The 22,261-nt window shown below is 37.5% G+C and carries 18 protein-coding genes; 15 read left to right on the top strand and 3 right to left on the bottom strand.

Annotated elements, in window-relative coordinates; all coding sequences use genetic code 11:
- Positions 1-213 precede the first annotated feature (213 nt).
- The 4 genes from ACIR310F_RS21085 (at position 214) to ACIR310F_RS0100695 (ending at position 6,338) form a co-directional block, all read left to right on the top strand.
- Positions 214-1,047 carry a fimbrial biogenesis chaperone gene (locus ACIR310F_RS21085; protein WP_051289427.1) on the top strand — a complete coding sequence of 278 codons (834 nt, stop codon included), beginning with the start codon at positions 214-216 and terminating at the stop codon, positions 1,045-1,047.
- A 1-nt stretch (position 1,048) separates the two neighbouring features.
- Entirely contained in the window at positions 1,049-3,673 is a 2,625-nt protein-coding gene (locus ACIR310F_RS21080; protein ID WP_155963556.1) for a carboxypeptidase-like regulatory domain-containing protein, read from the top strand.
- 202 nt (positions 3,674-3,875) lie between these two features.
- Entirely contained in the window at positions 3,876-4,985 is a 1,110-nt protein-coding gene (gene proB, locus ACIR310F_RS0100700) for a glutamate 5-kinase (RefSeq protein WP_028082162.1), read from the top strand.
- Between the two features lie 165 nt (positions 4,986-5,150).
- A complete protein-coding gene (locus ACIR310F_RS0100695) occupies positions 5,151-6,338 on the top strand; it encodes an FtsW/RodA/SpoVE family cell cycle protein (protein ID WP_028082161.1) in 1,188 nt (395 codons plus the stop codon).
- Between the two features lie 184 nt (positions 6,339-6,522).
- On the opposite strand, the gene ACIR310F_RS0100690 is transcribed toward ACIR310F_RS0100695, so the two are convergent.
- From ACIR310F_RS0100690 to ACIR310F_RS0100680, 3 genes are all read right to left on the bottom strand, one after another.
- The gene (locus ACIR310F_RS0100690; RefSeq protein WP_028082160.1) at positions 6,523-7,137 is read right to left on the bottom strand and encodes a cytochrome c oxidase subunit 3; all 615 of its coding nucleotides are present in this window, start codon (positions 7,135-7,137) and stop codon (positions 6,523-6,525) included.
- A 147-nt stretch (positions 7,138-7,284) separates the two neighbouring features.
- Positions 7,285-8,958 (bottom strand): cytochrome c oxidase subunit I, encoded by a 1,674-nt coding sequence (ctaD, locus tag ACIR310F_RS0100685; protein ID WP_028082159.1) that lies wholly within the window; start codon positions 8,956-8,958, stop codon positions 7,285-7,287.
- Between the two features lie 224 nt (positions 8,959-9,182).
- Positions 9,183-10,127 (bottom strand): cytochrome c oxidase subunit II, encoded by a 945-nt coding sequence (locus ACIR310F_RS0100680; RefSeq protein ID WP_028082158.1) that lies wholly within the window; start codon positions 10,125-10,127, stop codon positions 9,183-9,185.
- Between the two features lie 547 nt (positions 10,128-10,674).
- Here ACIR310F_RS0100680 and ACIR310F_RS0100675 point away from each other — a divergent pair.
- The 11 genes from ACIR310F_RS0100675 to ACIR310F_RS0100625 all read left to right on the top strand — a co-directional run bounded on the left by ACIR310F_RS0100675 (position 10,675) and on the right by ACIR310F_RS0100625 (position 22,014).
- A complete protein-coding gene (locus ACIR310F_RS0100675; protein WP_028082157.1) occupies positions 10,675-11,604 on the top strand; it encodes a COX15/CtaA family protein in 930 nt (309 codons plus the stop codon).
- A 72-nt stretch (positions 11,605-11,676) separates the two neighbouring features.
- Entirely contained in the window at positions 11,677-12,627 is a 951-nt protein-coding gene (locus ACIR310F_RS0100670) for a heme o synthase (protein ID WP_028082156.1), read from the top strand.
- A gap of 123 nt (positions 12,628-12,750) precedes the next feature.
- Positions 12,751-14,061, top strand: coding sequence for an AAA family ATPase (locus tag ACIR310F_RS0100665; protein WP_028082155.1), 1,311 nt, complete (start codon positions 12,751-12,753; stop codon positions 14,059-14,061).
- A complete protein-coding gene (locus tag ACIR310F_RS0100660) occupies positions 14,055-14,765 on the top strand; it encodes a hypothetical protein (RefSeq protein WP_196803141.1) in 711 nt (236 codons plus the stop codon). The genes ACIR310F_RS0100665 and ACIR310F_RS0100660 overlap by 7 nt, the downstream gene beginning before the upstream one ends.
- A 632-nt stretch (positions 14,766-15,397) precedes the next feature.
- A complete protein-coding gene (locus ACIR310F_RS0100655) occupies positions 15,398-17,869 on the top strand; it encodes an ATP-dependent Clp protease ATP-binding subunit (protein ID WP_028082153.1) in 2,472 nt (823 codons plus the stop codon).
- A 353-nt stretch (positions 17,870-18,222) separates the two neighbouring features.
- On the top strand, positions 18,223-19,419 hold the full coding sequence (locus ACIR310F_RS0100650) for a DUF262 domain-containing protein (RefSeq protein ID WP_028082152.1): 1,197 nt from the start codon (positions 18,223-18,225) through the stop codon (positions 19,417-19,419).
- A 15-nt stretch (positions 19,420-19,434) separates the two neighbouring features.
- Complete coding sequence (locus ACIR310F_RS0100645) at positions 19,435-20,508, top strand: MAE_28990/MAE_18760 family HEPN-like nuclease (protein ID WP_028082151.1); 1,074 nt, start codon at positions 19,435-19,437, stop codon at positions 20,506-20,508.
- Positions 20,509-20,645: 137 nt separating this feature from the next.
- Positions 20,646-20,918, top strand: a complete 273-nt coding sequence (locus ACIR310F_RS0100640; protein WP_028082150.1) for a hypothetical protein — start codon at positions 20,646-20,648, stop codon at positions 20,916-20,918.
- On the top strand, positions 20,915-21,280 hold the full coding sequence (locus ACIR310F_RS0100635) for a clan AA aspartic protease (RefSeq protein WP_028082149.1): 366 nt from the start codon (positions 20,915-20,917) through the stop codon (positions 21,278-21,280). The genes ACIR310F_RS0100640 and ACIR310F_RS0100635 overlap by 4 nt, the downstream gene beginning before the upstream one ends.
- Before the next feature lie 178 nt (positions 21,281-21,458).
- Positions 21,459-21,797 (top strand): DUF6972 family protein, encoded by a 339-nt coding sequence (locus tag ACIR310F_RS0100630; protein ID WP_028082148.1) that lies wholly within the window; start codon positions 21,459-21,461, stop codon positions 21,795-21,797.
- A complete protein-coding gene (locus tag ACIR310F_RS0100625; protein WP_028082147.1) occupies positions 21,745-22,014 on the top strand; it encodes a hypothetical protein in 270 nt (89 codons plus the stop codon). The genes ACIR310F_RS0100630 and ACIR310F_RS0100625 overlap by 53 nt, the downstream gene beginning before the upstream one ends.
- The last annotated feature ends 247 nt before the right edge of the window (positions 22,015-22,261 follow it).

Here is a 22,261-nt window from a genome sequence, read left to right as displayed (position 1 = left end):
TGATTATAGCCTTAATTAGTGGCGTAGTCAAACTATTTGGTTTCTTTCCCACTGGGAAAATTTGAAAATTACAGCATTTTTAGCTTGAGTGAGGTACATCATTGGCGGGCAAGATACCCGCACCACAAGAGTTTAATCATTAATATCTGTACTTCATAATAGCGGTAAATGCTGTATCATTGTATATAAAACTCAGTTTTAATTGTTGAAAATATGAAAATAAAAATTGCGAAAATTCTGCCCTTATTCTGTTGGTTTACCCTTGGTTTTACTCCTATGGTAGCCTACGGTCAATTGTCTGTTTCTCCTTTAACAATTCAACGCAAAGCAGAATCAGGACAAGCTAGGGGAGTGATTAACATTTCTAATAATTCTAATAAACCCTATCGAGCTAGAGTTTTATTGTCACCCTTTACTTATAATCGGGAAGGACTGCAAGTTTTACAATCTAGTCCCAATGACTTAACACCCTATTTAACCTTTTCTCCCCGTGAATTAGTCATTGCACCAGGACAACAACGTTCAATTCGGTTTAATGCTAGGTTACTTCCTAGTTTACCCCAGGGAGAATATAGAGCTCTGTTTTCTGTGGAAGAACTTGAAGATAATAGTTCTAATTCAGGTGCTAATACAGGAAATCAGGTTTCTATTGCTGTGAATATAGCAGCGACAATATATGTGATTAATGGTGATTTTGTTCCCAAATTAGGAATAGAAAAAGTAGTTTACGATGGACATAAAAAGCAGATTAGATTATTAGTTAATAATACAGGTGAAGCCACAACCCGCGCTAAAACTGAGTGGAATTTAAGTCAAGATGGCAAAACAGTTAATTCTGGTAAAGTAGAAGAAACTACTATTATTGCTAAAGGTGAACGGTATATTCAAATATCCTATCCCCTCCAAGGAAAAACCTTGACACCTGGTAATTACCAACTCTCAGGAAAACTATCTTGGAATGCTAAAAATGCAGAAAATTTACCCTTCAATCTCAATTTAACTGTGTCTCCAGCAGATATCAATCCCGGAAAAAAACCTCCACAATAAATTGTCTGTAATTGTATATAGTATGTTTGTAGGGGAATCAATTAATTCCGATTACCATTTAGTGTCTAGTTACAATTTTTCTGCTCCCATTTCTCAAGTTAATGATGCTTCTATTGCCCCTCAAGCAGCAGTAAAATCATCGCCATTTGTTGTCTTACCAATAGGAATTAATATTGGTAAACGCAATGTTTTACAATCTGCCTCCGTTAAAGGTTATGAAGACGGAGAAAAAGCTGTTGATTTTCCTAATTGGTTAATTTCTTTTCAAGATATAATTACAGCCTTAAATTTGACTGTTAGTACCTTACCGAATGGAGAATTAGAAATCAAAGGAGTGGGTTTAATCAAACGTATTAAACTCAATGAATTAACTTCAGATCCAGAATTAGGTTTAGCTATATCTATCGCACAAATTGAGGAGTTATTGCAAGTTAAATCTCAATTTGATATTGCGGCTTATTCTATCATACTAGAACCACCTTGGTTAAATTTCAAAAGCAGAAAAAATCGCCAAAAACAATCACAAGTAATTATAGAAGGTTTACCTATTGTTAAAAGTCCTAATTTTACCTTCTCAACTGTGGGGCAACAAGTTAATATTAGTAGTAGAGAAAATAGCAAAGAATTAACTAATCAAGGTAATTTAAATGTTGTGGGTACAGCATTAAAAGGAAGTTGGTTTTCTCGAATTAATCAATCTGATTTATTGGATAGTACAACCTGGAAACTAGAAGAAGGACAATATTTAAAACGCAGTGATTTTCATGATTATGTAATTGGTTCTCAACCTACTTTCTGGACAGGTAAAACTAGGGGTGATTATTGGGGTTTGACGACAATTAAAAGATTTGGATTTAAAGCTGACAAGCTAAATAATAGCGCATTTACTCCCTCTCAAGGCTTACAAACTTCTACAATTAATCGCATTATTGAAGGAGCAGCAAAACCGGGAACTTTGGTGCAATTAGTTTCTGGAAATGATAATCTTATTGTTGGAGAAATATTAGTTGATTCTTCAGAAATTTACCGTTTTGATAATGTTCCCATTAATGGTGAAAATTATCGAGTTTTACTTTATGCTAATGGACAATTAGCAAGTACACCCATAGAGAAAAAACCGATATTTCTGAATTTACCTGGACAATTAACCAAAGGAACATCAAGCCTAATTGTATCTGGTGGTATGAACAGAGAAACGAGAAATAATGACTTTTTTGGCAAGTTAAATAATGTTCGTGGAGGTATTGCTTATCGTCATGGAGTTACAGATTCTTTAACATTAGGAGCAGGAATCATTCATGATCAAAGTTTATTAGAATTAGGTGAGGTATTTTATCAACCTAATAATTTTCCTTTCAAATTGGCTATATCTGCTTTAAAAGTACCAGATAAATTCAAATATAATGCTAATCTAGAATTTAAACCATCTTCTCGGTTAAATCTGAATTTATCCAGTAATGAACAGTTTCAAAGTTTTAATTTTAATTGGAATACGGCTAAATTTTTAAATGTTACTAGTAGTGGTAGTAATCTCAATGGTATTATGAATTTAGGATTAAATGTAAATCAGAATGTTGGTAAAATATCTACCTATTCAAGTCTGAAAATTGATAATAAAGGACAATTAGACTGGAATTCTAACCTGCGTTGGCGTAATTTAGCCGCTAGAGCTAGTCCCACTGGTATCGGCTTACAATTAAATTATGAAGGTTCTATTTTTAGTTTTTTCAAACTCCCTGAAAAGGAAAATTTAATTTTAAGTTATGAAACCAGCAATTCTAGCAATAAATATAATAATTTATTAACATTAAAATGGAAATATCAATCACCCTATATTAATCAACGTCGTCTCTGGGATTTTGATATCGGTTATGGTATCGGTTCTCAAGGTAGTGGTTTATTAGCTTCTGTTTCTACTTTTTTTATTCCCGGTTTATCTCTGCGTTTGCGTTATGATGGAATTTCTATGACATCAGATACAGCCTCTTATCGGCTGGAAATTGGTTCAGCAGTTAATTTCAGTCCTAATTTAAGATTTGGAGACTCTCAATTTGAACGTTTACGCAGTGAGGGTGGTATATTTATTCAACCTTTTTTAGATAAGAATAATAACGGTATTAGAGATCAAAATGAAGAGATTTATACTCAAGATATGGAACTACTATTAATACTGAATAATAAAAAATTTAATCCTAGTTTAGCAACTATTACAAAACAAGGTGTTTTATTTAAAGTTCCTCCGGGTATTTACCGTCTTGATTTAGATCCTGCTGGATATCCTCTAGACTGGAAACCGGCTCAACCTGCTTATGCTGTGGAAATAGTTGCAGGTAGTTATACAACTATTCCAGTTCCTTTTTTTGCTTCCTATACTATAGCAGGAACGGTAAAAGATGCTGAAGGAAAACCCATTGTTGGTGCTAAAGTTGAAGCTATTGATAATACTAAATCATCAGTTGCATCTATTACAAATAGTGCTGGTATTTTCTATTTGGAACAGTTGCGACAAGGAACCTATGAGCTAAAAGTTAATAACAAACCTGTTGAACCACATAGAATTACAATTAATTCAGATTCTCCTACTTTGCAAGAATTGAATTTAAAATTACCTGAGAGGATGTTTTGAAAGTTGCTAGGACTGACGCAAGTGTCACACTGTGTTGGTTTACCCTGGGTTTTACCTCTATGGTAGCCTAGTGTTAATTATTCGTTTCTCCTTTAACAATTCAACACCAAACAGAATCAGGTTTCTGTTGTGTGGGACAACAGGTTAATATTAGTGTTGGGGTTTGAAACTGTTACCTGATATAAATTCCTATCACTGACTAATGAGTAAAACAATTGTTGTTAAAATCGGCACTTCTAGCTTAACCCAACCGGAAACGGGACAATTAGCCCTTTCTACCATTGCTACTTTAGCGGAAACTCTCTGTGATTTGAGACAACAGGGACATCGAGTAATTTTAGTTTCTTCTGGTGCTGTAGGGGTAGGTTGTGGGCGCTTAGGTTTAATGGAGCGTCCCAAAACTATCGCTTTAAAACAGGCTGTAGCGGCTGTGGGACAAGGCAGATTAATACGTATATATGATGATTTATTTAGTATAATACAACAGCCAATTGCCCAAGTATTATTAACGAGAGCAGATTTGGTACATCGTAGCCGCTATCTTAATGCTAATAACACTTTTCAAGAATTACTAAATTTAGGAGTAATTCCGATAGTCAATGAAAATGATACAGTAGCCGTAGAAGAATTAAAATTTGGTGATAATGATACCCTGTCTGCGTTGGTAGCTAGTTTAGTAGAAGCAGATTGGTTATTTTTATTAACGGATGTTGATAGATTATACTCTGCCGATCCTCGTTCTGTACCCGATGCTAAACCTATTAGCTTGGTTAGTAGTATGCAAGAACTGACAGATTTACAGATTCAAGCTGGTGGCCAGGGTTCTCAATGGGGAACAGGAGGAATGATGACTAAAATTTCTGCGGCCAGAATTGCGATCGCTGCGGGTATCCGCACAGTCATTACCCAGGGGCGGTCTCCCCGGAATATTGCCAAAATTATGCAAGGGGAACTGATAGGAACACATTTTATACCTCAACCAGAACCAACTTCAGCCCGAAAACGTTGGATAGCTTACGGTTTAATTCCCAGTGGTAAATTATACTTAGACCCAGGAGCGATCGCTGCTATTACTAAAGGAGGAAAATCTCTATTAGCAGCAGGAATTAAAGCCCTAGAAGGAGAATTTGACAATCAAGCAGCGGTACAATTATGTGATGGTAATGGCTATGAAATTGCTAGGGGATTAGTGAATTATAATAGTCAGGAATTAGAGCAAATTTGCGGCCGACATTCACGGGACATTCCAGAAATTTTAGGTTATACAGGGGTGGATACTGTGATTCACCGAGATAATTTAGTTTTGATTTAAGAATGTTTTTTGGCTGATTAAAGGTAATTTATCGAACTACAAAGGCACGTATAACACGGAGAAATGAGGTTGAACAATGAGGTCGAATTCTGTTCCCTGTTATATGATCATCTTTTGACTTATTGTCAATTAAAATAGCAGATGTTCTTCTGTATTTAATATATTGTGAATCTACTCCGTTTAATCCCAATTTTTGATGATTCTGTTTCTAGCTGGGGTTTAGAAGCCCGATTATTACGCTGGCTAACATTAATGTGGATGTTTATTGGCTTAATTATCCTTTTTTCTGCTTCCTATCCCGTTGCGGATGATCGTCAAGGTGACGGTTTATATTATTTCAAACGTCAAATTCTTTGGGCTATAGTTGGTTTAATTATTTTCAATATCATTGTTAATCTACCATTACGAAAAATTTTGGGGGTTTCCCATTGGTTTTTGATATTTTTCCTGCTGTTAATTTTTATGACATTAATTCCAGGATTAGGAAAAAAAGCCTTTGATGCTGCTAGGTGGATAGCTATTGGACCAATTCCTATCCAACCATCAGAATTAATTAAACCATTTTTAGTTTTACAAAGTGCAACACTTTTTGGTCAGTGGGAAAAACTCACCTGGGGAATTCGTTTGTCTTGGTTGGGTGTTTTTTGTCTTGTGCTTTTAGGAATTTTAGCCCAACCTAATTTAAGTACAACTGCACTTTGTGGAATGACAATTTGGTTTATTGCTTTAGCATCAGGAATACCATATAAGTATCTGGGAGGAACAGCTTTAGGTGGTGTGCTATTAGCATTAATCAGCATTAGCCTCAAGGAATATCAACGCAAACGTATTATGTCTTTTATGAATCCTTGGGCTGATGCTACCGGAGATGGTTATCAGTTAGTACAAAGTTTATTGGCTGTGGGTTCGGGTCAAACTTGGGGATCTGGATTTGGGCTTTCTCAACAAAAGTTATTCTATTTACCAATTCAAGATACTGATTTTATCTTCGCAATTTTTTCTGAAGAATTTGGTTTTGTTGGCGGTATTTTATTATTACTAATGTTAGCAATATTTGCAACTTTAGGATTAATTATCGCTCTCAAATCCAAAAATCTGATCTCCCAATTAGTCGCAATTGGTGTAGTATTTCTCATGGTTGGACAATCATTATTACATATTGGTGTAACTACAGGTGCATTACCAACTACAGGTTTACCCCTACCTATGTTTAGTTATGGTGGTAATTCTATGATTGCTAGTTTACTATCTTCTGCTTTGTTAATTCGAGTAGCTAGGGAAGGTAGTGAAGCTGAAGTAGTTCCTTTACGAAAAACACAACGGGAAAATCGCTCAAGAAGGGGACTATTTTAAGTTTATTAATGTTAGATTTGTCAGATTCCTGATTTATTCAAGAAGTTGCGAATCTGACTTTTCCAACATCCTCTGCGGAACTTACTGTAACAATATATGCTTATTCACCAGTACAAATAAAAAAACCCCCTCTTGGGGGGACTGTAGGTTATTCGAGTGGAGTGAACAACTAAGTAATAAATACCTACAGTAAATAGAGTAACCCGAATAAAACGATCCAAATTACATCTACAAAGTGCCAGTAAATTTCCGCCGCTTCGATACCAAAGTGATTTTTATTACTGTAATGACCTGGAGTAAGCGATCGCCATAAAACTGCTACAATTGCCAAAACACCGATAGTAACGTGCAAACCGTGAAAACCGGTTAAAACATAAAAGGCACTAGCGAATAAATTAGTAGTCAGACCGAACTCTAAATGAGTATATTCATAAACCTGACCCGCCAAAAAAACAGCGCCCATAAGCGCGGTAATTGCCAACCACAGCCGCATTCCCTTAGTATCATTCTTTTTAATAGCAGTATCAGCATTGTGCATAACAAAACTACTAGCTATCAAAATAGAAGTATTCACAGTGGGTAACAACAATTCCAACTCTGGAGTTCCTGCGGGTGGCCAGACAGGAATAGTAGAACGGTAAGTCAGGTATGCACCAAACAAACCCATAAAAATCATACCCTCAGCCACCAAAAACATAAACAGACCAAACAAACGATGATCTGGGTGTGCTTCGTGACCAGAAACTGATTGATGATGATTTAACTCAGTATTAGTCGCCTCAATAATTTGACCTTGCATAAATTATTAAATTGGTAATGGGTAATAGGTTAAAAGTTTTTAGCGTTGCTCAACTCAGGTAAATCAAAAGACCCCATTTCTTACTCTCCGCGCCTTTGCGCCTCTGCGAGAAAAAATTCCTTTATTTAGCAACGCCAAATTTTCTCTTTAAAGTGCTGATTTAACTTGGGGAGTTAACACAGGTTCAGCTTCAACTCGTTGCTTACTCACCCCATAATCATAAGGGCCAGTAGTCAAAACAGGGAGAGTTTCAAAATTCTCGATACTAGGAGGGGAACTAGTCATCCATTCTAAAGTTAATGCTTGCCAGGGATTATCACCAGCTTTTTCTCCATAGAACCAACACCAAACAGCATTAATGATAAATGGTAAGGTAGAGACGGCCAATATATAAGATCCCCAAGTGCAGATTTCATTCAAAGCGGTGAATTTAGGATCATATTCAGCAATACGACGGTTCATACCCATTAATCCCAGTTTGTGCATGGGTAAGAAAGTCATATTCAGACCAATCATGGTTAAAGCGAAATGCACTTGACCCCAAAATTCATTCATTTTCCGTCCCGTCATTTTCGGGAACCAGTGGTAAATAGCCGCGAAAATGCCTAACACACTACCACCGAATAAGACATAGTGGAGATGTGCCACTACAAAGTAAGTATCGTGAACGTGAACATCAAAAGGAACTGCGGCCAACATCACACCGCTAATACCACCAATCACAAAAGTTGCTAAAAATCCCATAGCAAACAACATGGCGCTAGTGAAGCGGATTTTACCACCCCAGATAGTTGCCAACCAACCGAAAATTTTAATTCCAGTAGGGACAGCGATGATCATGGTAGTGATCATAAAAAACATCCGTAGCCAACCAGGGACACCGCTGGTAAACATATGGTGCGCCCAGACGATTAAACCTAAGAAACTGATAGCTAGGGATGAGAAAGCGATCGCTTTATAGCCAAAAATCGGTTTTCGGGCGTGAATTGGCAGAATTTCCGAAATTGCCCCAAAGAAAGGCAAAATCATGATGTAAACTGCTGGGTGGGAATAGAACCAGAACATATGTTGATAAACAACAGGATCACCCCCGCCACTGGGGTTAAAAAACGTTGTTCCGGCCAACAAATCAAAACCCAGTAAAATCAAAGCTGCCGCTAATACGGGCGTAGATATTAATACTAGTGCAGAAGTTGCCACCATTGCCCAACAAAATAAGGGCATTTGATAGATACCCATGCTAGGAACTCGCATTTTCACAAGAGTGACGAGAAAATTAATCGCCCCCAAAATGGAAGAAGTTCCCAAAAGCAACACACTCATAATCCAAATACCCTCACCCACCTGGCCTGTTACCAAACTCAAGGGAGGGTAGGAAGTCCAACCGGCATCAGGGGCATCACCTACGGCTAAACTAGCAATTAGTAGGATACCTGCCGGGGGAACCATCCAAAAAGCCACAGCATTGAGGCGAGGAAATGCCATATCTCTGGCCCCAATCATCAGCGGAATTAAATAGTTAGCAAATCCTGCTCCTGTTGGTACAATCCACAAGAAAATCATGATTGTGGCATGGAGTGTAAATAGGCTGTTGTAGATTTCTGGCGTGACAAAATCTACTTCTGGAGTGCGTAATTCTGTGCGCACCAAATCAGCCATTACGCCGCCAATGCAGTAAAAAATAAACGAAGTGACTAAGTATTGAATCCCAATCACCTTATGATCTGTACTAAAACCAAAAAAATCTCGCCAATGCCTTTCTTTATGTTCTTCAGTATGATTGTGGTTGTGATCGGTTTCTTCTAATTGTGCTTGTGTCATATTTTCAAGAAGTTAAATGGGCGATGAAAAACACTTCTACACAGTCGAAACCCAGATAAGTAGGTTAGCGTTAAAAATTGTCGTGATGACAAGGGAACTCTTAACTGGGAAGAGGTTTTGGGCAACTTTACTTTTCTTTACTTGTGTCGGTTTTTTCCGTTTACCTACTTATTACGTGGGTTAAATTACTTAATTTTTCATTATTTGCTGTATTTTGTAATTCCCTACTTAATTTGATGCAAAATTTCTGAATTAATGCCCATATTCTGAGTATAAGGAGAAAGGAATTTATCAGCAGTCATAGCCACCGCTTCATTGGGTATATTCTTACTGGCAATTAATTGTTCTTGCAGCCATTGATCAAAAGCCTCCTGTGTCTCTACTACCACTGGGCTTTTCATGACCCCGTGATAAGGTCCACACAATTCAGCACAAATTAAATTATATTCACCCGTTTTTGAGGGAGTAAAACGCAAATTTGTTTGTCTACCAGGAATAGCATCCTGTTTAAGCCGAAATTCGGGAATCCAAAACGCATGGATGACATCATTAGCTGTCAAGTTAATTTCTACGGTTTTACCAATGGGTAAATGCAGTTCACCAGTTGTCACTTCAGTGGCTGGATAGGTGAATAACCAAGCATATTGGAGTCCAGTCACATTGACAACTAATTCCGCTGGTTTAGTAACAGTATCGGAATTATCATCTAATTGTGCTACTTGTACAGATGCTGCCTTTAAGGTAGCGGCCATAGCCGTTCCCCGCATATTCATGGATTCTTCCATCATGGGTGCTGCATGGGCTGAATGGGGATCAAAACCGCCCATGTTATTGTATACATCAAAACTGTATACAGAAATACCGATAACGATAATTGCGGGGATCGCCGTCCAGAGGATTTCCAGAGGCACATTACCTTCAATTGCTGGACCATCTTCATTGTCACCAGCACGACGACGATATCTAACAACGGCGTAAATTAAAACACCTTCAACAATCAAAAATATGCCTGTAGAAACAGTCATCATGGCATTGAATAGACCATCTACCAAGGGGGCTTCATCGGAGGCCGCTGTAGGCAACAGACCGTGATTTTGACCGTACCAAAGACTTGTGAGGGTGAGGACAATGCCAATGAGTAATGTCCAGATTGTACTTGGAATTTTCATGGCGAATTTCTTATCAATTAACTAATTTATCTTAAAGTTACTTCAACCTTGAGTTACGCACCGCGCCCTCATGAACCACAAAGACGCGAAGATCACGAAAGAGAGAGGCTTTGGGAGATATTTGGCGTAGGTTTTGTTCACTAACAAAAGTGACCCCACTTACTAAGGTAATGCAGGGTATGAGATATAGTATGCGCTGGTCTGAAATCTTTATTAATTTTTTGGATTAGGATCACAATTTTGAGTACAAGGGAGATAAGTTATCCGTCCCCAGATTAAATGGCAATTTAGTCGAAAAATTCCCATAAATTCCCATTTATCAATGTTTCTATCCGGTTGAATCCTAACTTTTTCCCCCTCCTTCCCTGTTCCTATCTGCAAAACAGCACAAAATCTTACAGCTAAAACTAGCTAAAGTGATCCAAAGTATAAGGGAAAGCCGATTTCTACATTCTGACCTATAGGTTAGGGTGAAGGGAGATTGGCACTAAATCAAAATACAAAATTTCCCACTCTTCAAAGCACAAGCAGTCTCAAGGTATTGTTAATGAACGAATTTGTCTTAGAACCACAAAATCAAGCGGCAAAAGTTAGACAACAGCCCCAGGATATGATTCGTCGCTTGGTGTGGAAAATCTGCATAGCCACCTTAATTTTGATGGCTATAGGCAGCGCCACCCGCGTCATGAATGCTGGACTTGCTTGTCCTGACTGGCCTTTATGCTATGGGGAGTTAGTTCCAGCCCAGCAAATGAATCTCCAGGTGTTTTTGGAATGGTTTCATCGTCTAGATGCGGCTTTAATTGGCTTTAGTGCGATCGCCCTTTGTAGTTTATCTTGGTGGCATCGTTCTTCTTTACCCAAGTGGCTACCTTGGGCTTCTACATTCGCCTTATTTTTAATTGTCTTCCAAGGGATTTTGGGAGGACTGACTGTAACTGAATTGTTGCGGTTTGATATCGTTACTGCCCATTTGGGAACAGCACTGCTATTTTTCACCACTTTGTTAATTATCGGTACAAGTCTGGCCTCTTATCAAGGAACGGGAACAGTGGGTAAATTACCCATACTGGGTTTAACTGCTGCTATTTGTGTCTATTTACAAAGTCTACTCGGCGCTTTAGTGGGTTCTCGCTGGGCTTTACACCAGTGTTTGGCAGGTGAACAACTTTGTCATGTCATGTACAGCCATATTTTTGGCTTAGTACCCCCAACCATAGCTACTTTGGCGGTGGTATTGATTTCTTGGCGCACACCAGCGCTACATCCTGTTTTGCGGAAACTGGCCAATATGGCGGGTGGTTTGTTGATTTTACAACTTTTATTGGGTGTGGCTACCTTCCGCTTACATTTACAAGTTGAACCTCTCACTGTTTCTCACCAGGCTATTGGTGCAACTTTACTCGGTACTTTGGTGGTATTTACAGTTTTATCACTGCGGGATTCATTCACTCCCACTCACAGCCCAAATCCATAAAGCCACATCTTCATATTGCTACCACAAAGCGCTTTGCTGACCAGTTCTTGAAAAATAAGGAAAAAGCCCAACATGATTGAGACTAATGTCTCTCGTCGTCAGCACGACACATTTCTCCAAGTCGTTCACAGTTACTACCAGTTAACCAAACCCCGAATTATCCCCCTGCTATTAATCACCACTGCTGGAAGTATGTGGATAGCTGCCCAAGGAGAGGTAGATCCTTGGTTGCTAATTATTACCATGATTGGTGGGACTTTGGCCGCAGCCAGCGCCCAAACCATTAACTGTATCTATGACCGAGATATAGATTATGATATGGAGCGCACACGCCACCGTCCTCTGCCTTCTGGTAAGGTACAACCCCGTGATGCTTTCATTTTTGCCATCGTTCTGGCTGTACTTTCTTTTACTCTGCTCACCGTATTCGCCAATCTCCTAGCCGCATTTTTAGCCTTCTCTGGCATCATCTTTTATGTTTTAGTCTATACTCACTGGCTCAAACGTCATAGCACTCAAAATATCGTCATTGGTGGTGCCGCCGGGGCAATTCCCGCTTTAGTTGGCTGGGCTGCGGTGACAGATACTTTAAGTTGGGCAGCTTGGTTAATTTTTGCCATTGTCTTTTTGTGGACACCTCCCCATTTCTGGGCTTTGGCTTTAATGATTCGTGATGATTACGCTAAGGTAGGGATACCAATGTTACCTGTGGTGGTAGGGGATCAAGCCACGGTACGACAAATTTGGTTTTATACGGTAATTACTGTCACTGCTACTATATTGCTGTTTTATCCCTTACACGCTAGTGGCATTGTCTATGCTGTTATTGCCTTGACTTTAGGCGGTGTATTTGTCCATAAGTCTTGGCGTTTATTGCAAAATCCCGAAGATAAAACCATCGCCCGCGAGTTATTTTTATACTCCATTTCCTACATGATGCTGTTGTGTTTAGGAATGGTGGTAGACAGTTTACCTGTGACTCATCATCTGCTAACTATAGTGCTGCATTACTTACACTTGTAGAAACTTTTGATCTAAACTTGTTTACAAGTGTGCTATGGTCAAAATTGAGAACATGACCAAAATAGGGGTAATTAATGAATTACCCCTAAAAAATTAATTATATATTTGAAAATTTGAAAAAATATGAATCAACCTATTTTGCAATTTATAGAAAGTCGAAATTATAAAAACTTATCCTTATCTCAGCCAGTAGAATTAGAAAAACTCAATATCTTTATAGGTTCTAATGGTTCAGGTAAAAGCAACTTTATCAGTTGTTTAAAATTTTTGAAAGACTGTTTAACTACAATCCCTGATGAAAGTCGTGGAGTAAGTAGTTTTGAAGACGCAGTTAGTAAAATGGGGGCTGATAGAATTTTAGATAATACTGTAGAAAGTCCTGCTGTTATCAATTTTGCATATTGTTTTTCACAACTATCATCAAATGAACAACTTACCGAAAAATCTAGCACAATGCTAACTTTAAGCCTGTTTGTTGATAGGAAGAAAAATAAAGTAAGTCTTACTCAAGAGTTTTTATGTCGTGGACAAGATTTAAATGAATTGGAACCACCACCTTTTTACTATTATAAATTTCACTTTAAAGAAGTTGGCAAAGGGTTTGTATCATCAGTTTATAATATACCTGAACAAAATACAGATATACAATATCAAAGAGTAAAGAATATACCTACTAATGCTTTAGGTTTGACTATACTGCCCAGATTACTAGAAAATAGCCAATGTTCACCAGAAAATACACCTGCCTACAGAACGAGAAGAGATTTAGTTGAATTTATTTCCCAATGGCAATTTTATAATGCCAATAATATGGAATTAAATCAAATTAGAACCTCAGAACCAAAAATTGGCGGTAGTGATATTTATTTATCTACATCAGGAGATAATTTACCTTTAGTTTTAGAAAATTTAATTCAGCAAAATATAGATTTTGAAGATAGTATTAACCAAGCAATGAAATCTATTTTACCTAAAACTCGTCGTCTTCGTCCTATCCGTTCAGGTCGCTTATCATTAACTGTAGAATGGTATTTTGAAGATACTAAAGAACCATTTTATTTAAGTGAAATGTCAGATGGAACTGTAAGAATGTTATGTTGGGCAACTATATTACATTCACCTTTACTACCTTCATTGTTAGTCATTGATGAACCAGAATTAGGTTTGCACGTTTCATGGATGCCAATTTTAGCAGAATGGATAAAACAAGCATCAAGAAAAACCCAAATAATTATTACCACACATAGTCCTGATTTATTAAATCATTTTACAGATTGTTTAGAGAATGTTTATTGTTTTTACTCGGAAGATAAAACCCATTTTTCTATGAAAACACTTTCTCAAGAAATGCTTGATGAAAAACTGAAAGAAGGTTGGGAACTAGGTGATTTGTACCGAGTTGGTGATCCTATTATTGGAGGATGGCCGTGGTAGTATGGGTTTTTGCTGGTGGTGGTGAAGCTGAAGTTAGAGGACTAATTCCTTTTTTAGAAAAAAATTTTCCCAGTTGCAAGTTTGAACGCAAAACACCAGTGCTTCAAAAACCAGGACCCAAACCGGGGAAAGCAAGTGGTTATGGTAAAACAGGTAAAAGTTTAATTGCTCAAATTAGTAAAGAACTACCTATTACTCTAAAAAATGAACCAAATAAATGTGACTTAATTTTAGTGTTTGACGATTTAGATTGTCGAGATCCAATTGCAGAAAGAGAAAAGTTTTTAGCAGTTATATCGAAAATACCTGAATGTGCTGATATAGAAAAATTTGTTGGTTTTGCTGCACCTGAATTAGAATCTTGGATTATTGCAGATTGGGATAATACCATAGCTAAACATCCAGATTTTCGTAGTAGACATGAACGGATGCGTTGGTGGTTAAGTACACAAAGAAATATTCCTTTTGATAATCCTGAATCATTTAGTGAATATGACTCAACAAGAGATTGCTGTCAAGAAAAGCTATCAGAATCATTAATCGAGTCAAGCATCCTCGAAGAATTTGATAGTAGTTATTCACGATTTTCTAAAAGATCACATACTCCCTTACTTTTATTAAACATAAGGTGTGATGAAGTGCAAAAAAAATGCCCTTTGTTTCGGGAAATGTACAATTATCTTACGAAATTACGAAAAACCTAGATTTTTAGGGGTTTAGCAGTGCTAAACCCCTACCCGCAGAATCAAATGATTAAACAGTGTTGAGTATATGAAGCGATCGCCAAATATAAATAATTGTGAAGCACCCACATTCCCCAGGAATTTTGGTAATTATCCATAACTCAATGATAACAAGGTTTTCAGCCAATGATACACAATTATATATATTAGTAACCTGCTGATATATATATTAGTAACCTGCTGAAGAAAATATTTTAACTATATTTACTTATACTAAATGTAGGTAAAAAATTTTTTACCCCTAATCTGTGATCAGAATATCTTCATATTAAAATCTTGATTCATATAAATATCTTATCATTCATTTCAATCTCTTGACATTAATACATATTCTATGATAATAATTTCTATTTGGAAGGGTTAACCAATATCCCTACATCAATAGTCTATTGTTTGGATTTAGTACCCAAAATGCTACTAATATCACTCTCCTCAGTACACTAACCACATAGAGACTAACTAATAGTTACTCATTAGCCCATTAACTTGTGTCATGGTAATTGGATATCTAATATTGTTGATATAGATATCCAAAATTTTAGCCTGTGCTAAAATCAGCATACCGGCACGACGCAGGTGATGGGAAAAATGCCATGTTTGAACGCTTCACAGAAAAAGCCATTAAGGTAATCATGCTGGCCCAAGAAGAGGCCCGCCGTTTAGGTCACAACTTTGTCGGAACTGAGCAGATCCTCTTGGGTCTGATTGGCGAAGGTACAGGGGTGGCCGCTAAGGTGCTGAAATCAATGGGAGTTAATCTCAAAGATGCTCGCATTGAAGTTGAAAAAATCATAGGACGGGGTTCAGGCTTTGTCGCCGTAGAAATTCCGTTTACGCCACGGGCAAAACGGGTTTTAGAACTATCCTTGGAAGAAGCACGCCAATTGGGGCATAACTACATTGGTACCGAGCATCTGCTGTTGGGACTGATCCGCGAAGGTGAAGGTGTGGCAGCTAGAGTGCTAGAAAACCTGGGTGTAGATTTGACCAAGGTGAGAACCCAAGTGATTCGGATGTTGGGAGAAACGGCGGAAGTTACGCCGGGTGGACCCTCTGGTCGCACTAAAACCCCAACTCTGGATGAGTTTGGTTCAAACCTGACCCAAATGGCCATAGATAACAAGCTCGATCCTGTGGTGGGACGCGCTAAGGAAATTGAGCGGGTAATCCAAATTTTGGGTCGCCGGACGAAAAATAATCCCGTGTTGATAGGAGAACCAGGTGTTGGTAAAACCGCTATCGCCGAAGGTTTAGCTTCACGTATCGCCAGCAAGGATATCCCCGATATCCTGGAAGATAAGCGTGTAGTCACTCTTGATATTGGTCTGCTGGTAGCAGGAACTAAATATCGCGGTGAATTTGAAGAACGTCTGAAAAAAATTATGGATGAAATCCGCTCTGCGGGTAATGTCATCCTGGTTATTGACGAAGTTCACACCCTCATCGGTGCGGGCGCGGCGGAAGGGGCGATTGATGCGGCGAATATCCTCAAGCCAGCTTTGGCGCGAGGTGAATTACAATGTATCGGCGCGACTACTTTGGATGAGTACCGCAAGCACATTGAACGGGATGCAGCGTTGGAAAGACGCTTCCAGCCTGTGATGGTGGGTGAGCCAAGCGTTGATGAGACAATAGAAATTTTATATGGTTTGCGCGATCGCTATGAAGCACACCACAAGTTGAAAATATCCGATGAAGCATTGGTGGCGGCAGCTAAGTTGTCTGATCGTTACATTAGCGATCGCTATTTGCCAGATAAAGCCATTGATTTGGTGGATGAAGCCGGCTCACGGGTGCGCTTAATTAACTCCCAACTGCCCCCAGCAGCTAAGGAATTAGACAAGGAACTACGGCAAATCTTAAAAGAAAAAGATGATGCAGTCCGTTCTCAGGACTTTGATCGGGCGGGGGAATTGCGCGATCGGGAAATGGAAATCAAGGCCGAAATCCGCACTATTGCCCAAACTAAGAGTAACGGCTCTAGTGGTGACGGTATTGAACCCGTAGTTACAGAAGAAGACATCGCTCACATTGTCGCTTCCTGGACTGGTGTACCAGTTAACAAACTCACTGAATCTGAGTCCGAGAAGTTGCTGCACATGGAAGATACCTTACATCAGCGCCTCATCGGTCAAGATGACGCTGTGAAGGCTGTTTCCCGCGCTATTCGTCGCGCTCGTGTCGGTTTAAAAAATCCTAATCGGCCGATCGCTAGTTTTGTCTTCTCAGGTCCAACTGGGGTGGGTAAAACTGAATTGGCGAAGTCCCTAGCCTCTTATTTCTTCGGTTCAGAAGAAGCGATGATTCGCTTAGATATGTCCGAATACATGGAGCGTCACACCGTCAGTAAGTTGATCGGTTCACCTCCTGGTTATGTCGGTTACAACGAAGGTGGTCAGCTAACAGAAGCTGTCCGTCGTCGTCCTTACACTGTGGTGTTATTCGATGAAATCGAAAAAGCCCACCCGGATGTCTTCAATATGCTCTTACAAATTTTGGAAGATGGGCGTTTAACTGACGCGAAAGGTCGCACGGTGGACTTTAAGAACACTCTGCTGATTTTAACTTCCAATATTGGTTCTAAGGTCATTGAAAAAGGCGGTAGCGGTATTGGTTTCGATTTTGCTGAAGATGCTAACGAATCTCAGTACAACCGCATTCGTTCTTTAGTGAATGAGGAACTGAAGAATTACTTCCGTCCTGAGTTCCTGAACCGCTTAGATGAAATTATCGTCTTCCGTCAGTTGAACAAGATCGAAGTTACCCAGATTGCCGAAATCATGCTCAAGGAAGTGTTTGGTCGCTTGACGGAAAAAGGCATTGTCTTAGAAGTCACAGACCGCTTCAAGGATCGCTTGATCACTGAGGGTTACAGTCCTAGCTACGGTGCAAGGCCATTACGTCGGGCAATTATGCGCTTGTTGGAAGATAGTTTGGCGGAAGAAATTCTGTCTGGACGCATCAAAGATGGCGATACTGCTCTTGTTGATGTTGATGAAAATGGCATTGTCCAAGTTAGTTCTCAACAAACACGGGAGTTATTACCCCAAGGTGTTGAGTCTTAGTTGGGTTGTTTTAATTGTTAATTGAACGGTGGAGGATTTCGGTTCTCTGCCGTTTTTTTTGTTTTTTTCTCACGCAGAGGCGCAGAGTCGCGGAGAGGAGAAGGAGATTTTTCTATCGGTTAAACAGAAGTAAGGATTATAGGACTTACCCACGGGTCACGGAATAACGAACCACTCCAGGCACAGAGAACCCGGAGAAATGAGGGTTTGAGGAATATTTTGGGTAAGTCCTGGATTAATGAAGCAGACGATTGTAGAGCAATATGATATATTGATACTAGTTCCGGGGAATTTGTCAAATTATAAAATCAACAAGTCTCAAATTTTATCACTAACAATATAAGGAAGAATATATGATTGCAAATAGTTATCTAATTTCAGGTGAAACTTTTACTTTTCAAGATAATTTAGATACAAGTCATGAATCAGTTTCAGATAGAGAAATTAATGAAAAATATAAAAAGGGTGAAATTAGAATTGTTACGGAACAAGCTCGTTATCCGTTAGATAGTATACCAACAATGCTAGATAGTAAAAAATACATTCTTGATCCTGAATATCAACGTCGAAAAAGATGGGATGATATTCGTAAATCTAGGTTGATAGAATCATTTATTATGAATGTACCAATTCCACCTATATTTTTATATGAAATAGACTATTCTATTTATGAAGTAATGGATGGACAACAAAGATTAACTACCATTTATGATTTTTATAATGGTAAGTTTCAACTAAAAGGATTACAGTATTGGAGAGAATTAGATGGTAGAAACTATGCAAACTTACCAGAGCAAGTGAGAAAAGGTATAGATAGACGCTATTTATCATCTATTGTTTTATTACAAGAAACAGCTAAAAGTGAAGAAGAAGCAGAAGAACTGAAAAGAATAGTTTTTGAAAGACTCAACAGTGGTGGAGAAAAGTTAACTCCTCAAGAAACAAGAAATGCTTTACAAAATGGCGAGTTTAACCGATTATGTATAAAACTTTCTCAAAATGAAGATTTTCGTAAAATGTGGAATTTCCCTTTAGAAAGTGAAGGAGAAAAAAAATTACTGGAAAATGAATCTTATAAAAAAATGGAAGATGTGGAATTAGTTTTGCGCTTCTTTGCTTATCGTCATTTTGATAAATTAAAATCTACAGGAGTTGATAAATTCCTAGATGAATATTTAAAACAAGCAAATAGCTATTCTGATCAAACCATGAAAAACCTGGAAAATCTATTTAACGATACTATTGGTATAATTTACCAAATATTAGGAAATAAAGCTTTTGTTCCACCAAAACAAGATCGTGATAAAAACACTCCTTTAAAAATAGTGTATGATTCGATGATGCAAGTATTCGCTAGAAAAATTCACTTTAAGAATGAATTATTAAAATATAAGGAAGTAATCAAACGTGAGATGTATTCTGATGAAAAAATGTTATATGTAGCAGAAGAAAATGATCGTTTCCTTTTTGAAGGTAGGTATACTACAAGAAAAGGTTTAGAAGCACGAATTAGATATTTTGATAATTTTCTACAAAAGTACATTAAATAAACTTTGGTAGAAATTATGAATATAGAATCATTAGAAAGATTTAAAAAAGAACTCAATCAAATTCGAGAATATTTAAAACATATTCAATATGTAAATGATGTAGCTGCTTATCATGTTCAAGATAATGATAATGAGCAAATAAAAAATTTACTTAATACGCTAAGTAGTCACGATAGAGGTTTTAGAACAGACAGACGAATATTTGAATATAAAGCATCTATTATTTCACTATATGGACTAATAGAAAAATATGTAGAAATATGGATTAAAGAGTATCTTGATTTTCTATCGAGTGTCATACCTAAATATACACAAATACACGAAAAAATTAGAGAAAATCATTTTGAACTTTCTTTAAAATTGATAAATACTATTACAACTAGAGAAAGTGCTAAATATCAACGTCTTACAAAAGAGGAAGTATTAAATAAACTTAATAATTGTATTGTTAATCCTAGCAAATATCAAATTAATACAGATGCTTTTGTTCTTTTGTCAGGTAATTTAAAACATAATAAAATTGTAGAGTTATTCAACAAGTTAAATTTGGATTTGAATGATGAATTGTTAAAAAATGAAGAACTTAAAAATGAAATTGGTTTAACACCAGAAAGAATTTCCAGAATAGAAAAAGATATTTTGTACAAAAAAATCAATGATTTAGTGGAAAGAAGAAACGAAATTGCTCACGGTTCAGAAAAATCAACAGAAGAAGATAACCTACTTCAAATATCTGAATTAGAACCTTATATTCAATTTTTAGAGAAATATTGTCAAGCTATTTTTGAAATATTAGTTGAACAACTTATCAAGCAAGAATCAATACATACTTTTCAAAAAATAGAAAATGTGATTAAAGTACATAATAGTAAAATATTAGCATTTGAACTTGAAAGGTATACCATAAAAGTTGGAGATATGCTGATTATCAAAACGAAAGAAGATAGATTTTATAAAAAGCCTATTCTAACAATTCAGTTAAATAACGACTCATATCCAGAACTGACAGTTTTAGAAAAAACAAATATTGGTGTTAGCGTTGAGCCTAAAATCAAAGATAATCAAACATTTTACATAATCAAAAAATAGTGCGATCGCTCTTAGTTAGATTATGGTGGAGAAGTGCGATTGTGCGGAACTCAGTACCAAAGGCGATAGCGAAGTGCTGACCGAAGGTATCGCTTGATAAAGTATAATAAACTAATCACGAAAAAGGATAAAACAAAATGCAAGCCATTCTCCTCAGCAGCGAAGAAGTCGCAAAACGTGCCAAAGAATTATATGACAATAGCATTCGTCAGCAAGTAGAAACCGAAGAAAACATCGGTAAAATGATAATTATTGATATAGAAACAGGTGAATATGCTATTGATAAAACAGGCATAGAATCAGCGCATTATTTACGGAATAAAAACAGATTTGCTCGACTCTTTGGTATTCGCATTGGTTATAAAGTTGCTGCCTCCTTTAGTGGAGAAATGGAGCGTGATTATCGGTGATAACTGGTATTATTAAAAACGGGCGTGCAACTGTCAATGTTATATTTCGATTGCCAGAACAACCAGATTTTACAATTGAATTTGTGATTGATACAGGTTTTACAGAATTTCTTTCCTTACCTCCCGCAGCCGTGAATCTTTTGGGATTCCCTTTTGTTTATGATATGTACGCAAATTTAGCAGATAATAGCCGTGTGCTTTTACCAGTACATCAGGCTACTATTATTTGGAATGGTGAGGAAAGAGCAGTTAATGTATTAGCTACAGGAAAGCTACCATTATTAGGAACTGGTTTACTTGATGGTTATGAATTATCTATCCAATTTACAGAAAGTGGTTTAGTAACAATTCAAGAATTATAATCGCTCTTAGTTAGACTATGGTGGAAGTGGTGCGATTGTGCGGAACTCAGTACCAAAGGCGATAGCGAAGCGCTCCGCAGGAATCGCTGAGATCAGGTCAGTGAAAAAACAAGTTTAAGAGTTAAAAAGCGGTAGAGTATTAATTACTTTACCATTTTTTATTTTTTAACTTTTAATCATGAGCGGAATTAATCGTCAAATCACCCTTGACGTTAGACATATTGCCAAGCATTTACCAGGAACACCGCAAATGCAGAGACTTCTAAAAAAAGGACAAGCCGCTCATGTATTTAACGATGAAAATACCATGAATCAAGTTGCTCAGTGCATAATAGAAAAAGGTGAGTTTATCGGCACTGTTAGAGATTATGAACGCTATGGAATGTTTTTTACTGAACCAATAGGTTATAGAATTAGTCCAGATGGTAGTAGTATTCCACTTTACTATGGGGAGATAAAAATCAATGCAGACAACCAATACCACGTCATACCCCGCACCAGACCTAGTGAAGAATAACTGGGAATTTACAGAAGTATGGATAGATCCGATGTTATCACCTCCATACATTCTGTTATTACTTTGCGACAGTGAAGGAAATTGTCAAATTTATGATCCAAAACAGGGTGATAAGGTTGTATTTTCTAGTAATGATTATGAAACTGCCAAGTTATGGTTACTAGAAGATGAGTATGAACCAGTGGAAGGTAGGCTTTTAGCTGGGGAATTAGTGTAAGTTAGTATATTTTTTGTTTCGCGCAATCTCTCTTAGAGATCCCGCAGGGTAGGCGCTAAGGAGCAAAGGCGCAAAGAGAAGGAAGGGAAAAATCAGAGTTGCCATAAACTGAGCAATGATATAATTTAAGATTGGTATCTTTAAGAAAATTTCGCTTTTTCGGATTAAATTTATAATATAAATGTACTATACTGCTTCTCAAGGATAATTATGTCTATCCAGTTTCGGTTTCACCCAGAAAAAGCTG

The organism is Dolichospermum circinale AWQC310F, from assembly GCF_000426925.1.
GTDB classification, from domain to species: domain Bacteria; phylum Cyanobacteriota; class Cyanobacteriia; order Cyanobacteriales; family Nostocaceae; genus Dolichospermum; species Dolichospermum circinale.
The sequence above is the reverse complement of the archived record's forward strand: the minus strand, read 5'-3'. Positions and strand labels throughout refer to the sequence as shown.